This is a genomic window from Rhizobium sp. 01L419 (assembly GCF_056400025.1).
Map to the genome: position 1 here is coordinate 152,526 of NZ_JBFTSM010000009.1, position 15,382 is coordinate 167,907.

14 protein-coding genes are annotated in these 15,382 nt (G+C 60.6%); 2 read left to right on the forward strand and 12 right to left on the reverse strand.

Translation table 11 applies throughout. The annotated features are described in order from the left end of the window. Positions 1-36: 36 nt before the first annotated feature. Positions 37-1,185 carry an AAA family ATPase gene (locus AC1DUP_RS19050; RefSeq protein ID WP_477833776.1) on the reverse strand — a complete coding sequence of 383 codons (1,149 nt, stop codon included), beginning with the start codon at positions 1,183-1,185 and terminating at the stop codon, positions 37-39. 25 nt (positions 1,186-1,210) lie between these two features. Further along, a complete protein-coding gene (locus AC1DUP_RS19055) occupies positions 1,211-2,155 on the reverse strand; it encodes a GNAT family N-acetyltransferase (protein WP_477833778.1) in 945 nt (314 codons plus the stop codon). Between the two features lie 143 nt (positions 2,156-2,298). Between AC1DUP_RS19055 and AC1DUP_RS19060 the strand changes: the two genes are divergently transcribed. Further along, complete coding sequence (locus AC1DUP_RS19060) at positions 2,299-3,234, forward strand: tyrosine recombinase XerC (RefSeq protein WP_477833780.1); 936 nt, start codon at positions 2,299-2,301, stop codon at positions 3,232-3,234. A gap of 87 nt (positions 3,235-3,321) precedes the next feature. Beyond that, positions 3,322-4,398, forward strand: a complete 1,077-nt coding sequence (locus tag AC1DUP_RS19065; protein WP_477833782.1) for a TraB/GumN family protein — start codon at positions 3,322-3,324, stop codon at positions 4,396-4,398. Positions 4,399-4,411: 13 nt separating this feature from the next. Here AC1DUP_RS19065 and AC1DUP_RS19070 read toward each other — a convergent pair whose 3' ends face one another. The 10 genes from AC1DUP_RS19070 to sucC form a co-directional block, all read right to left on the reverse strand. Continuing rightward, positions 4,412-4,912, reverse strand: coding sequence for a cytochrome b (locus AC1DUP_RS19070; RefSeq protein ID WP_477833784.1), 501 nt, complete (start codon positions 4,910-4,912; stop codon positions 4,412-4,414). 102 nt (positions 4,913-5,014) lie between these two features. Next, entirely contained in the window at positions 5,015-6,418 is a 1,404-nt protein-coding gene (lpdA, locus tag AC1DUP_RS19075; protein ID WP_477833786.1) for a dihydrolipoyl dehydrogenase, read from the reverse strand. 24 nt (positions 6,419-6,442) lie between these two features. After that, positions 6,443-7,195: an SDR family oxidoreductase gene (locus AC1DUP_RS19080; RefSeq protein WP_477833788.1), complete on the reverse strand. Its 753-nt coding sequence runs from the start codon at positions 7,193-7,195 to the stop codon at positions 6,443-6,445. Beyond that, a complete protein-coding gene (locus tag AC1DUP_RS19085; RefSeq protein ID WP_477833790.1) occupies positions 7,192-7,698 on the reverse strand; it encodes a hypothetical protein in 507 nt (168 codons plus the stop codon). Before AC1DUP_RS19085 ends, AC1DUP_RS19080 begins: the two co-directional genes overlap by 4 nt. A 14-nt stretch (positions 7,699-7,712) precedes the next feature. Next, complete coding sequence (locus AC1DUP_RS19090; protein ID WP_477833792.1) at positions 7,713-8,456, reverse strand: DUF4241 domain-containing protein; 744 nt, start codon at positions 8,454-8,456, stop codon at positions 7,713-7,715. 15 nt (positions 8,457-8,471) lie between these two features. Continuing rightward, on the reverse strand, positions 8,472-9,716 hold the full coding sequence (gene odhB, locus AC1DUP_RS19095) for a 2-oxoglutarate dehydrogenase complex dihydrolipoyllysine-residue succinyltransferase (protein ID WP_115036154.1): 1,245 nt from the start codon (positions 9,714-9,716) through the stop codon (positions 8,472-8,474). A 31-nt stretch (positions 9,717-9,747) separates the two neighbouring features. Beyond that, on the reverse strand, positions 9,748-10,065 hold the full coding sequence (locus AC1DUP_RS19100; protein ID WP_115036153.1) for a YciI family protein: 318 nt from the start codon (positions 10,063-10,065) through the stop codon (positions 9,748-9,750). Between the two features lie 18 nt (positions 10,066-10,083). Next, positions 10,084-13,068, reverse strand: a complete 2,985-nt coding sequence (locus tag AC1DUP_RS19105; protein ID WP_113299186.1) for a 2-oxoglutarate dehydrogenase E1 component — start codon at positions 13,066-13,068, stop codon at positions 10,084-10,086. 167 nt (positions 13,069-13,235) lie between these two features. Continuing rightward, positions 13,236-14,138 carry a succinate--CoA ligase subunit alpha gene (sucD, locus tag AC1DUP_RS19110; protein ID WP_003543511.1) on the reverse strand — a complete coding sequence of 301 codons (903 nt, stop codon included), beginning with the start codon at positions 14,136-14,138 and terminating at the stop codon, positions 13,236-13,238. A 19-nt stretch (positions 14,139-14,157) separates the two neighbouring features. After that, positions 14,158-15,351 (reverse strand): ADP-forming succinate--CoA ligase subunit beta, encoded by a 1,194-nt coding sequence (gene sucC / locus AC1DUP_RS19115; protein WP_477833796.1) that lies wholly within the window; start codon positions 15,349-15,351, stop codon positions 14,158-14,160. Positions 15,352-15,382 lie beyond the last annotated feature (31 nt).

Below are 15,382 nucleotides of genomic sequence, written 5' to 3' on the forward strand. Positions count from 1 at the left end.
CAACGGCCATAAAATGAAACCCGCCGACAATGAGGACTACGCGTCATCATCGTCTTCACCGGCGATCGTTCCCGTCAGTCGCATGCCTTCGATCCAGGTGGCGCCATTCTCGCGGATGACCTTTCGCGGACGAACGCCACAGCGTTCGCGCACGGCATCGGCCAGTTGCACCGAGTGGGTGACGATCCAGACCTGGCTGCTCTTTGACGCTTCCGCGATCATATCGGCGAGCGGCACCAGCATATCGGGATGCAGGCTCGCCTCAGGCTCATTCAAGGCAATGAGCGCCGGCAGCCGATAAGAGAGCAGTGCAGCGGCAAGGCCGAGGAAGCGAATCTGCCCGTCAGACAGTTCGCGCGGATGAAAGACCCGGGGCGGGAAATCCGGAAGCATCAAACCGAATTCCGCCGCCTCGCCCGGTTCCGGCACGACGAGCCTTGCACCGCCGAGCGCCGATGCCAGGATGCGATCAAGCTCCACCGTATCCTGTCGCGTATGGGCAATTGTCGCAAAGACGGCGGCGAGATTGGCCCCATCCTCGTCCAGCATGGGGCTGGTGACGGCCAGGCATGGATGGCGAAGCGGAGAAGCCCTGTCCGTGCGAAATCCGTGGAAGAAGCGCCAGTTGTTGACGATGCGGCGAAAGGCGGCAACTTCGGGAAAATGGCCGGCATCCCCCAGGAGCGCAATCGCAGTTTCCGATGTCAGCGCCTCGTCCGGATAATCCTGCATCCGTCCCACACCATCGCGGACGGAGATGCCGGGGCCGGCGCGCTTCATCATCGTCACCGCGCGGCGGCCGGTTTCGACGGAAAGCTCTTCGGCCTTGATCTGCGGTTCCAGCGCGAAACCCGCAGCCGCCTCCGACGGGCGCAGCCCGGCCTCGACATGATATCGGAATGTGACGGCCCGCTCCTCGTCGATGATCTCGACTTCCAGGCGGATGCGCGCAGGTCCGTCGGACTTGGGACGCGTGCCGGACCAGAGGGCCGAGAGCATGCCGCCTTCAGCCGCAAGCTCATAAGCCAGCCGCCCGCGAACCGCCGCCTGCACAAGCTGTAGGGCACGATAGAGATTGGACTTGCCGGCGCCGTTCTCGCCGAGAAACAGCGTCGTATCCGCCAGATCCATGCGGATCGAGCGCAGTGACCGATAATTCTTGGCAAACATGGAACGAAGACGCATGCTTCCGCTTTAGCGCAAAGCAACGCTAAAAAGAATGGGCCGCAACGCGCTCCGGCGACAGTTGCCGGGATACGGGTACGAAACGTGAGTCCCCATCGGTCGCCATGTCATAGACCGTATGCTTTTCCAGCGCCTTCGTCACCTCGTTCAGATCGCCGTCGAGTTCTTCTGCGGGAATGAGATTGCCGATGACGAAATCGAAGCGGTCGCCCTTCTTGTTCAGAAGTTCGTAGAAGACAGTCATGTCGCGCAGTTCCGTCGACCATTTGGCAAACCAGTAGAAAAGCCCGGAATTGCGCGCCGTCATGTGAACGGGCAGGATCGGCAAGCCGTATTTGCGGGCAAGGCCGACGGCAGACGTTTTCCACGGCCGCTCGTTCAGCCGTCCGTTCGCCCAATAGGCGATACGGCCCGAAGGGAAAAGCACGGTCGCCTTGCCCTCCTTCACCGCATGGTTGGTGAGCTGCAGCGTCTCGCGCGCCTTGAGCTTGCTCTTGAACTCCTCTCGCCATTCGACCGGTATGATCATTTCCGCAAAGCGCGGATTGACGCGCACCGCATCGCGGTTGGCGAAGAACATCATATCCGGGCGGCGCGTCTTCAAAAGATCGAAAACGGCCACGCCATCGGCAATGCCGGTCGGATGATTGCTAACGAGAATGAAACCGCCGGATGCCGGAATGCGCTCGGCATTGGTAACGCCGATATCAAGCTTCAGCAGATTGCTCATATATTCGAACGACTGGAAGCCCGGCATGTGGGCGACGTCATTGGCGAATTCGATCGCCTTATTGTAGCGCAGCAGCGTGTAGAGAAACGGCCGCATGAGTGGCCAAAGAGGATGGCGGACGATCTTCTGTCCGCGCTCGGCAATCAACGTATCGACGATATGGCCGGGCTTTCCGTGTGAAACCAGGGCAATCGCTTCCGCGAGTTGTCCAAAGGCCGTCATGGAATCGCGCCGTGCCATGAAAATTCCTGTCTTAAGGGAGCTATAAGCTATCTCAATGAATTATGATCGATACATGACAAGGGCTTGGCAAGCATTAGCAATTCCATAACGCCAGTGCTTCAAAATTGGCGTCATCGAAAGCAAATTCAAGAGCCGAAGCCGTGAATGAACTCCTGATCATTGCCGATCCGCACCTGATGACGGAACGCAGCGCCTGGCTCGAAAACCTCGCCCGGGAGCGCCGTCTCTCTGTGCACACGCTTGATGCCTATGAGCGCGACACACGCCAGTTCCTGACCTTCATGACCGGCCATCTCGGTGGCCCGACGACGCTGCGCGATGTCGAAACGCTGCGCGCGGCAGACTTCCGCGCCTTTCTGGCCGCCCGCCGCAAGGAGGGCTCCGGTGCTCGCTCGGTAGCCCGCAATCTCGCCGGCATACGCTCCTTTCTGCGTCACCTTGAAAAGAAGGGACTTGTGAATGCGGCAGGCGCCGGCGCCGTGCGGTCACCGAAGCAGCCGAAATCCCTTCCCAAGCCGCTCTCCGACAAACAGGCCATCAACGTTGTCAGCAGCGACGCCCAGCTCCATGACGAGCCGTGGATTGCCGCGCGCGATGCCGCCGTCATGACGCTGCTTTATGGCTGCGGCCTGCGTATTTCCGAGGCGCTCGACCTGACGCCGACAGATGTCAGAACCGGCGCCACCACGTTGCGCATCACCGGCAAGGGCAACAAGACGCGCCTTGTGCCGCTGTTGCCCATCGTTTTCGAAGCAATCGAGAAATACCGGCAGCTCTGCCCCCTTCATCTTGACGAAGGCGAGCCGCTGTTTCGCGGCGCCCGCGGCGGCAAGCTGCAGGCAGCCATCATTCAGCGCGCCATGCAGAAGCTGCGCAGCGCCTTCGGCTTACCGGAGACAGCGACCCCGCATGCGCTGCGCCACTCCTTCGCCACCCATCTCCTTGCCGGTGGCGGCGACCTGCGCACCATTCAGGAGTTGCTCGGCCATGCCAGCCTCTCCACCACCCAGGTCTATACCGGCGTCGATGCATCAAGGCTTCTGGAGGTGTATGATAGGGCGCATCCCCGCGCATAAGCCTTCGTTAACGCTGTCTCTTAAAGGAATATGCGCAAGCCCGGCGTAGAGCATGAGGCTTGAAGCACATGTGACCGGATTACCATCATGACGATCTCCATCGGCCACCGGACTTTCCATATCGCGCAGCCGGGCAATATCCTGCTCTGGCTGATCGCCGCGTTTCACATGCTGCTTGCCGCCGCATTGCTCGCAGTCATCTTTTCCGTGACGCCAGCCGATGCTGCCGAGGATAGCTGCACCGGAAAGAACCTGCTTACCGAGTTGCAGCAGAACGATCCCGCCCGTTATGCCGAAGCCGTCAAGGAAGCGGATGCCACGCCGAACGGCAAAGGCATTTTCTGGAAGATCGAGAAGTCGGGCCTGAAGCCATCATGGCTGCTCGGCACCATGCATGTCACCGATCCGCGCGTGTTGAACCTGCCGCCCCGTGCCCAGGAAGCCCATGACGGCGCCGATACGATCGTGATCGAATCCGACGAAATCCTCGACGAGAAGAAGGCGACCGCAGCCCTTCTGATGAAGCCCGACCTGATGATGTTCACGGACGGCACGACCATCGAAAAGCTTCTTTCCCCTGAAGATTACACCCGCCTCGAAGCCGGGTTGAAGCAACGCGGCATTCCGCTCTCGGCCGTTTCCCGCATGCGGCCCTGGATGATTTCAAGCGTCGTGGCACTTCCTGCCTGCGAGATCGCCCGCAAGGCGAAGGGCGTGCAGTTCCTCGACCAGAAGATCGCCGCCGATGCGGCTGCCGAAGGCAAGCAGGTCAAGGGGCTGGAAACCCTGGCCGAACAGCTGCAGGCTATGGCCGAGCTGCCGGTCGCATTTCATCTGAAGTCGCTGATCGAGACACTCGAGCTCGGAGCCAAGATGAACGACGTCGTCGAGACCATGACCGACATCTATCTCTCCGGCGATATCGGCATGACAATGCCGATGTTGAAGACCGTCTCGCCCGAAGGCAGCGATGAGGACAGCGACTACGCTGCCTTCGAGCAGCGCGTCATTCTTGATCGCAACAAGGTGATGGCCGAACGCGTGGCACCCATCCTCGCCAACGGCAACGTCTTCATGGCTGTCGGCGCCCTGCATCTGCCGGGCAAGGACGGGGTTATCGAACTGCTGCGCCAGCAAGGCTTCACCGTCACAGCGGTGAACTGACCTGCTAGAGCCTTTAACCGATTGTCATCCGCCGCAAGACATCGGTCTTCCAGTAAAACTGGTGAACCAGCGCGCCGAAGACATGGGCAGCAATGACGATCCAGAGGATCAGCTTCAGGACGTCAGCATGCAGCGATCCCAGCGCTTCCGCACCGAAATAATATGCCGCGATGCCTGACGCCGGCAGGGCAAGCAGCAGCAGATAAAGGCTTGTATGCGCGAGCCGCGCGGCAAGCCGAAAAATTGCCGGCTCGTCTGTGGATTCAGGCGGTACGCCCTTCACGAAGCGCAGACCGAGCCTGAGTATCGTCACGAGCAGGATTGCGATACCGACATAGGCGTGGATATTCGCCGAAGCGATCTGTTCCGGTGAGGGCGTGCCGCCATGGCGGACAACCCGATACCAGGCATTCATGCCGTCAGGCAAAAGAAGATTGAAGAGCACCAGGAGCACAGTCGCCCAGTGAAGGAAACGCTGGGAGAGGCTGTAGCCGACAACGACGCGATCATTCATTTTCTTGGCTTTCGTCAAATAGTTAGCGAAACTTGCCTACCAAATAAAAACGCCGCCTGCCCGAAGGCAAGCGGCATTATGAATGATTGCTGATATTTAATCTTACAGATGGATTGGCTTGAAGAAGGCAGCGAGTGCGGCTTCCTTCACGGCTTCCGACATGGTCGGGTGCGCATGGCAGGTACGGCCGAGGTCTTCTGCCGAGCCGCCGAATTCCATCAGCACGGCGATCTCGTGGATCATCTCGCCGGCGCCGAAGCCAACGATATGGCCGCCGAGCACGCGGTCGGTTTCCTTGTCGGAGAGGATCTTGACGAAGCCGTCCGTCGCCAGCATGGCGCGAGCGCGGCCGTTTGCCGAGAACGGGAATTTGCCGGCCTTGTAGGCGACGCCTGCAGCCTTCAGCTCTTCCTCGGTCTTGCCGACGGAAGCGACTTCCGGCTGCGTGTAGACGACGCTCGGGATGACGTCGTAATTCACATGGCCATGCTGACCAGCGAGGATTTCAGCAAGCGCGACACCCTCGTCTTCGGCCTTATGCGCCAGCATCGGGCCCTGCACGACGTCACCGATCGCATAAATGCCCTCGACATTGGTCTTGAAGTGACCGTCGATTTCGACGCGACCACGATTGTCGAGCTTGACGCCTGCTTCTTCCAGACCGAGGCCTGCCGTGTAGGGAATGCGGCCAGTGGAGATCAGGACAACATCGGCCTCAAGCGTCTGCACAGCGCCACCGGCGACCGGCTCGAAAGTCACCTTGGCGCCCTTGTCACCTTTCTCGACGCCGGTCACCTTGGAGCTTAGTTTGATGTCGATACCCTGCTTGCCCAGCATACGCTGGAACTGCTTGGAAACGTCGCCATCCATCGCACCGAGTATCTTGTCGAGATATTCGATGACGGTAACCCTTGCGCCGAGGCGCGACCAGACCGAACCGAGTTCGAGGCCGATGACGCCGCCACCGACGACGATCATGGTTTCCGGCACCTTTTCCAGCGCAATGGCGCCGGTGGAGGATACGATGATCTTTTCGTCGATATCGACCTTGACGCCCGGAATGCCGGCAACGTCGGAACCCGTGGCGATGACGATGTTCTTGCCTTCGATTTCCTGAACCGTGCCATCCTCGGCAGCCACAGAGACCTTGCCGGCGGAGACGATCTTGCCGGTGCCATGGAAGGTGTCGATCTTGTTCTTCTTGAACAGGAAGGCAACGCCGTCGACGTTGGACTTTACCGTCGCATCCTTGTGCGCCAGCATCTTTTCGAGATTGAGCTTGGGAGCGGCGACTTCGATGCCGAGTTCTTCCATGTGATGCGTTGCATGGAACATTTCAGAAGCATGCAGCAGCGCCTTGGAGGGGATGCAGCCGACATTCAGGCAGGTGCCGCCATAGGTCGCGCGCTTCTCGACGACGGCCACCTTCAGGCCGAGCTGGGCAGCCTTGATTGCCGCGACATAGCCGCCAGGGCCGGTTCCGATAACAATCACATCGTAGGACATTGCTTTTTCCCTTTGCGTTATTGACTAGCGCCCGCCGCTCACATTGAGGATCGCGCCTGTTATGTAGGAGGCCGAAGGCGAAAGCAGATAGACGATCGCATCGGCCACCTCCTCCACCTGTCCGGTTCGCTTCATCGGGATCGATGAAGCCATTTCTTTCGGCTTGTCCGGCTGGCCGCCGGTAGCATGGATATCCGTTTCGATGATGCCGGGCCGGATCGCATTCACCCTGATGCCCTCATCGGCAACTTCCTTGGAAAGCCCGATCGTGAAGGTGTCGATGGCAGCCTTGGACGCGGCATAATCGACATATTGCGCCGGCCCGCCGATCACCGCAGCCATGGAGGAGATATTGACGATCCCGCCACCCCGGCCACCATGCTTCGTCGACATGCGCCGCACCGCCTGACCGGCGCAGAGGATGGAACCAGTCACATTGATCCGCATCATTCGCTCAAGGCGCTCGGCGGTCATCTCATCGACGCGCGCGATATAATCGACGACACCGGCATTGTTCACCAGTCCGTCCAGCCGCCCGAAATGGCGGTCGACCGCTTCGAACATCGACAGGATATCCGTGGCATTACCGACATCGCCCTTGATTGCGATTGCGTCTCCGCCGGCCGTCTTGATCTCCGAAACCACGGCGTTTGCCGCCGCCTCGTTCGAGGCGTAGTTCACCGCAATCCGCCAGCCCTGACGCGCAGCAACCAAGCAAGCGGCGGCACCGATACCGCGGCTGCCGCCGGTAACGAGCAAAACGGGACCGTCAGTCATTGTGCGCATCCCTTGAAATCGAGAACATCCCAAGGCGCGACCTTGGCCTTGCCGTCACCCCAGGCAGAAGATTGGCGGATCGCCGGGCCAAGGCCGGGAAAGACAATCTTTCCCGCTGCCGAGCTGTCGCCGGACTGCAGATTGTCGAGCCCGCCATCGGCAGTTGCGCGATAGACGAAGCCCTGCCAGACCGTGCAGGCATCGAGATCGGCACCCGTGACGTCGCCATCCGGGCAGTTGAACAACACCATGCCCATGGTCCGCTCCGGATCGTCGGAGGACATGACATAGCCATCCATGACGACTGAGGTCTTGAGCGCACTGAGCTTGAACCGGTGGCTTGACGTCACAGCTTCAGACGCAATCGGTGAAAAGCGCAGCTCATAGGCACCGTCGCGATCGGCGTAGATCGCCTTGCCCTGCTTGCACTCAGCGGCAATAGCCGAAGCCGGTGCGCAGGAAAGCACGGCGATCATCATCGCGACTATACCTTTAGTCAGCATGTGCCCTGCTCCGCTCATTGATGGTTCGGCTCTCTGCGGCCGTCAGCATTCTCGGCGACCTGGAAATCCGTCAGCAGCACCAGCGGACGTCCGTCCTTGGCCAGGCCCCAGAACGCCGGATAGAAGCCGTCGCCCCAGCCGCTCCAGAACATTGCCACATTGCCCTTCTTGCCTTCCATCGGCCGGTGCAGGGCATAGACACCCTTGTTGGCATCGAGTTCGGAGGCGACTACGTCGTCGTAATAATTGACGTCAGAACCCGGCTTCTGGGCCTGCACCTGCTGCTCGCGTTGTCCGATCAGCACGAGCGTGTCGGCATCCATGTAGCTGCCAAGGCCGGCATCGACGGGATAACCGAAGATCTCGTCATCCTTCAGCGTTCCCACATCCTGACCCGGCAAAGTCGCAAGCTCCCAGTGATCGGGCTTGCCTTCGGCAAAGCGCATGCTCGCCGCCGCAACCCTTCCGAAAGCCTCATAGAGCCGCACCGGATACTCGCCGACAGGAACCGTTTTCGCCAATGCCGGCCGATCCGGCTGTGCCAGTGGATCTGCGGCAACGATACGGCCCGAGGTGAGCTCGACATTGCCCATATCGACAGTCTTGATGGCGCGCGCAGAAAGCTCCGCATCGCTGAGCGAGACGAGGTCGAAATTGCTGCTCGCCTTGTTCACATCGAAGGCGAGAGCCGAGACCGGCACGAAGGCAACCGTGGCGCAGAATACTGCGCCCGCCGCTCGCATGATCCGGTCTCGCATCGCAGAACGCTCCGCTTAGAGGTCCAGAACCAGACGTTCCGGATCTTCCAGGCTTTCCTTGACGCGGACGAGGAAGGTGACCGCTTCCTTGCCGTCGACGATACGGTGGTCGTAGGAGAGCGCCAGATACATCATCGGGCGGATGACGACCTGACCGCCGATGGCGACGGGACGCTCCTGGATCTTGTGCATGCCGAGAATGCCCGACTGCGGTGCGTTCAGGATCGGCGAAGACATCAGCGAACCATAGACACCACCGTTGGTGATGGTGAAGGTGCCGCCCTGCATCTCGGCCATGGAGAGCGAGCCATCACGGGCTGCCTTGGCGAGACGGCCGAGTTCCTTCTCGATCTCAGCGATCGACATCTGGTCGGCGTCGCGGATGACGGGAACGACGAGGCCCTTGTCGGTGCCGACGGCCATGCCGACATGGCAGTAGTTCTTGTAAATGAGGTCAGTGCCGTCGATCTCGGCGTTGACGGCCGGCAGTTCCTTCAGCGCATGCGTCACGGCTTTGGTGAAGAAGCCCATGAAGCCGAGCTTAACGCCATGCTTCTTCTCGAAGACATCCTTGTACTTGTTGCGCAGATCCATGACGGCCTTCATGTCCACCTCGTTGTAGGTGGTCAGCATGGCAGCCGTGTTCTGTGCATCCTTGAGGCGCTTGGCGATCGTCTGGCGCAGGCGCGTCATCTTCACGCGCTCTTCGCGGCCGGCATCCTCGACCGTCGACGGACCGCGCGGAGCAGCAGGGGCTGCCGGTGCGGCGGCCGGAGCCGTTGCAGCCTTGGCGACGGCAGCGATGACATCGCCCTTCAGGACCTGGCCACGCTTGCCGCTGCCATCGACCTGATCGGCGGAGAGATTGTTTTCCGCCAGCATCTTTGCCGCAGCCGGAGCCGGCGGCATGGAGGATACGGAGGCGCTCGAAGCAGCAGCAGCGGTAGCAGCCGGTGCTGCAGGAGCAGGTACGGCAGGCGCTGCTGCCGGGGCTGCGGCGGCTGGAGCAGCAGCGGCAGCCGCACCTTCGGCGATCTGACCGAGAAGCGCACCGAGACCAACTGTCTCACCAGCCTGGGCAACGATTTCCGAAAGCGTGCCGGAAGCGGGAGCCGGAACTTCGATGGTCACCTTGTCGGTTTCAAGCTCGAGAATGGGCTCGTCGGCCTTCACGGCATCGCCGACCTTCTTGAACCAGGTGCCGACGGTTGCCTCGCTGACGGATTCACCGAGTGTTGGAACGCGGATTTCTGTGGCCATTGTTCAAATCCTGATTGTGCTTGTTATCGTGTTAGACGGCGGACCCGGCCTGCTGCCGGAGAATGACTGAAGGCATTGGCAAGACATCGAAACGGAAACCGAAGTCGGAAGTGACGATCGGGTCCGCATCGGCAAGGGCCTTCGCCGCCGCCTGATCCGCAACCTCGACGATGGCGACGCCGAAAGCCCCTTCACCCTCGAAGACAGGACCGACGGCAATCGCCGATCCTGCAAGAGCGTTCTGGTGCCAGTATTCGGCATGGCGCTTCATCGCCGCCATTTCCTCCCCGGTCCCGTCATGCGGGAATGTGGGGCGCGGCGGCACAAGTCTCATGAAGAAATATGCCATCACGCTCCCCTCCTTTTGTTAGCCGCCCAGCGCATCCTCGAGGAACGCGGCGAGCTGCGACAGGTGCTTGGACATCAGGCCCGTTGCCGGCGAAGCGGCGGCCGGGCGTCCCGTGTAGCGAACGCGCTGGTACTTCGCATCGATATGGGCGAGCACCCATTCCAGATACGGGTCGATGAACGACCATGCACCCATGTTCTTCGGCTCTTCCTGGCACCAGACCATCTCGGCGTTGCGGAAGCGGGACAGCTCGTTGATGAGTGCCTTGGCCGGGAACGGATAGAGCTGTTCGATGCGCAGTAGATAGATATCGTCAATGCCGCGCTTTTCGCGCTCTTCCAGCAGGTCGTAATAGACCTTGCCGGTGCAGATGACGACGCGACGGATCTTGGCATCCTTCTGCAGCTTGATCGGGCCGTCCTTGATGACCTCCGCATCGTCCCACAGGAGACGATGGAAGGAGGATTCGCCGGCCATTTCGGCAAGCGTCGATACGGCACGCTTGTGACGCAGCAGCGACTTCGGCGTCATCAGGACCAGCGGCTTGCGGAAGTCGCGCTTCAGCTGGCGACGCAGGATGTGGAAGTAGTTCGCCGGCGTCGTGACGTTGGCGACCTGCATGTTGTCTTCCGCGCAAAGCTGGAGATAACGCTCCAGACGGGCGGACGAGTGTTCCGGACCCTGGCCTTCATAACCGTGCGGCAAAAGGCAGACGAGGCCCGACATGCGCAGCCACTTGCGTTCGCCAGACGAGATGAACTGGTCGAAAACGACCTGCGCACCGTTTGCGAAGTCGCCGAACTGGGCTTCCCAGAGCGTCAGCGCATTCGGGCGAGCCAGTGAGTAGCCGTATTCGAAGCCGAGAACGGCCTCTTCCGAAAGCATCGAATTGATGACTTCGTAACGGCCCTGCGTTGGCGACAGGTTTGCCAGCGGAATGTAGCGCTCTTCCGTTTCCTGATCGTAGAGAACCGAATGACGCTGCGAGAAGGTGCCGCGTTCGCAATCCTGACCGGACAGACGGATCTTGTGGCCCTCTACGACGAGCGCACCGAAAGCCAGCGCCTCGGCCATAGCCCAGTCGAGGCCTTCGCCGCTCTGGATCATGTTGGCGCGGTTTTCCATGAAGCGCTGGATCGTGCGGTGCGCATTGAAGCCCGCAGGAATTTCCGACAGCTTGCGGCCGATATCCTTGAGCGTCTTCATCGGTACGGCGGTCTTGCCGCGGCGCTGTTCGTCGGCATTGTCGGCCGTGCGCAGGCCGGACCATTCGCCGTCCAGCCAGTCGGCCTTGTTCGGCTTGTAGTGCTGGCCAGCCTCGAACTCCTGCTCGAGATGGGCGCGCCAGTCGGCCTTCATCTTTTCGACTTCGCCGTCGGTCAGCAGGCTTTCGCGAACGAGACGGTCAGCATAGAGCTGCAGGACCGTCTTGTGACCACGAATGACCTTGTACATCTTCGGCTGCGTGAAGGACGGCTCGTCGCCTTCATTATGGCCGTAGCGGCGGTAGCAGAACATGTCGAGCACGACAGGCTTGTGGAACTTCATGCGAAATTCCATCGCGATCTTCGCCGCATAGACCACGGCTTCCGGATCGTCGCCGTTGACGTGCAGGATCGGTGCTTCGATCATCTTGGCGACGTCGGACGGATAGGGCGACGAGCGTGAAAAGGCCGGGTTCGTGGTGAAGCCGATCTGGTTGTTGATGATGACATGCATGGTGCCGGCAACGCGATGACCGCGCAGACCGGACAGGCCGAGGATTTCGGCAATGACACCCTGGCCGGCAAAGGCCGCGTCGCCGTGGATCAGAAGCGGCAGAACCTTGGAGCGTTCCGACAGCGGGATGATGTCACCGTCCCAGACGGCTGCACTCATGTCCTGCTTGGCGCGAACTTTGCCCATGACGACAGGGTCGACGATTTCGAGATGCGAGGGGTTCGCCGTCAGCGAGACGTGCACCTTGTTGCCGTCGAATTCGCGGTCCGAGGAAGCACCGAGATGGTATTTCACGTCGCCCGAACCTTCGACTTCGTCAGGCGCGTAGGAGCCGCCCTTGAACTCGTGGAAGATGGCACGGTGCGGCTTGCCCATGACCTGGGAAAGCACGTTCAGGCGACCGCGATGGGCCATGCCGAACACGGCTTCCTTGAGGCCGAGATGACCGCCGCGCTTGAGGATCTGTTCGAGTGCCGGGATCAGCGATTCACCGCCGTCGAGGCCGAAGCGCTTGGTGCCCTTGAACTTGACGTCGAGGAATTGCTCGTAGCCTTCGGCTTCGACGAGCTTGGCGAGGATAGCCTTCTTGCCTTCAGGCGAGAAGGCAACGCCCTTGTCCGGACCTTCGATACGTTCCTGGATCCAGGCCTTCTCTTCCGGATTGGAGATGTGCATGAATTCGACGCCGAGCGTCGAGCAATAGGTGCGCTCGAGGATCTCGATCATCTCGCGCAGGGTCGCATATTCAAGGCCGAGCACGTTGTCGATGAAGATCTTGCGATCGTAGTCGGCAGCCGTGAAGCCGTAATTCTCGGGCGAAAGCTCGTGATAGTCTTCGACCGGAGCGGCGATGCCGAGCGGATCGAGCTTGGCGTGCAGGTGGCCGCGCATGCGATAGGCACGGATCATCATGATGGCGCGGACGGAATCGCGCGTCGCCTGCAGCACGTCGGCTGCGCCTGCCGGCTGACCAGCGGCTTCGGCCTTCGCCTTTACCTTGGTCTCGATGACCTTTTCGACGATGCCCCAGTCACCGTCGAGCGCCGAGACGAGATCGCCGCTTGCCTGAAGCGGCCAGTTCTTCTTGCGCCAGGAAGCCCCCTTGGCCGCCTTCTTCACATCAGCAGGATCCTCTTCCAGCGCCTTGAAGAAGGACCGCCACTGATCGTCGACCGAGTTGGGATCGTCTTCATAACGGGCGTAGAGCTGCTCGATATAGGCAGCGTTGGCGCCATCCAGAAACGAGGTGATCTGAAATTGCTCGTTGGCTTCTTGCCGTGCCATGGTGTTACGCGGACGCTTCCGCCCGCCTCCTGACTTAGATGAATTTGCCGGCTTCATCGCCGGCCGCCGCATTTCGATTGCCGCCTGTCCGCGGCGCATCCGTATTCGCAAATGGAGAGCCGGACGGAAGCCGGAATGCCTTCTTCCGTCCGGGTATGTAAGTTGGCTTAGCCCTTGAGGACTTCAACCAGCGTCTTGCCGAGGCGGGCCGGAGACGGCGACACCTTGATGCCAGCCGATTCCATCGCCGCGATCTTCGATTCGGCGTCGCCCTTGCCGCCGGAAACCACAGCACCGGCATGGCCCATGGTGCGGCCCTTCGGCGCCGTGCGGCCCGCGATGAAGCCGGCCATCGGCTTCTTGCGGCCCTTCTTGGCTTCGTCCTTGAGGAACTGGGCTGCGTCTTCTTCAGCCGCGCCGCCGATTTCGCCGATCATGATGATCGAGGTCGTGGCTTCGTCGGCCAGGAACATTTCGAGCACGTCGATGAACTCGGTGCCCTTGACCGGGTCGCCGCCGATACCGACAGCAGTCGTCTGGCCGAGACCTTCATTGGAGGTCTGGAAAACGGCTTCGTAGGTCAGCGTGCCCGAACGGGAAACGATCCCGACCGAACCCTTGCGGAAGATCGAGCCCGGCATGATGCCGATCTTGCATTCTTCCGGCGTCATGATGCCCGGGCAGTTCGGTCCGAGCAGGCGCGACTTGGAGCGCTCGAGGCGAGCCTTGACGCGCACCATGTCCAGGACTGGGATACCTTCAGTAATGCAGGTGATGAACGGGATCTCGGCGTCGATCGCTTCGATGATCGCATCAGCTGCACCTGCCGGCGGAACATAGATGACGGACGCGTCGGCGCCGGTCTTTTCCTTGCCTTCGGCAACGGTTGCGAAGATCGGCAGGCTTTCGCCCTTCGAGCCGGTCCAGGTTTCTCCACCCTTCTTCGGGTGGATACCGCCGACCATCTGCGTGCCGTAGTAAGCAAGCGCCTGTTCGGTGTGGAACGTGCCGGTCTTGCCGGTCAGACCCTGAACGAGGATCTTGGTGTCTTTATTGACGAGAATAGACATTCTTTCAGATCCTTCAAAATTAGCCGTTGATCGCCGCGACGATCTTCTTGGCCGCATCGTCCAGGTCGTCAGCCGCCGTAATGGCCAGACCCGACTCGTTCAGGATCTTCTTGCCGAGCTCGACATTGGTGCCTTCAAGGCGCACGACGAGCGGAACCTTGAGACCGACTTCCTTGACCGCGGCAATGACGCCCTCGGCAATGACATCGCACTTCATGATGCCGCCGAAGATGTTGACGAGAATGCCTTCGACCTTGGGGTCAGCGGTGATGATCTTGAAGGCTGCAGCAACCTTCTCCTTGCCGGCACCGCCGCCGACGTCGCAGAAGTTTGCCGGCTCCTTGCCGTAAAGCTTGATGATGTCCATCGTCGCCATGGCGAGACCGGCACCGTTGACCATGCAGCCGATGTTGCCGTCGAGCGCCACATAGGCGAGGTCCCACTTGGAGGCCTCGATTTCCTTGGCATCTTCTTCCGTCTCGTCGCGAAGCGTCTTGACGTCATCGTGACGGAAAAGAGCGTTGCCATCGAAAGACATCTTGGCGTCAAGGACGCGCAGGTGGCCATCCTTCATGACGATCAGTGGATTGACCTCGAGGAGAGCCATGTCCTTTTCACCGAAAGCCTTGTAGAGCGCCGGGAAAAGCGTCTTGGCGTCTTCGGCGGCAGCGCCGTCGAGCTGCAGTGCCTTGGAGATCGCGGCAACGTCGGCAGCCGTCACGCCGGCTTTCGGATCGATGGCGATCGTATGGATCTTCTCAGGCGTATCGTGGGCGACAGCTTCAATGTCCATGCCGCCTTCGGTGGAAACCACGAAAGCCACACGACCGACCGAACGGTCGACCAGCAGCGAGCAATAGAGCTCGCGAGCGATGTCGGCACCGTCTTCGATATAGAGGCGGTTAACCTGCTTGCCGGCTTCGCCGGTCTGTGCGGTCACCAGCGTGTTGCCGAGCATTTCCTTGGCATGCGCAACGACTTCGTCGATCGACTTGGCGAGACGAACGCCGCCCTTGGAATCGGGGCCGAGCTCCTTGAATTTGCCCTTGCCGCGGCCGCCGGCATGGATCTGGCTCTTGACGACATAAAGCGGGCCGGGAAGCGACTTGGCGGCAGCCTCGGCTTCCTCAACCTTGAGGATAGCCACGCCCTCCGCGACCGGCGCGCCATAGCCCTTCAGCAGAGCCTTGGCCTGATATTCATGAATGTTCATGGGTTTGTCCCTATTTCGATTGCTTCAGCGC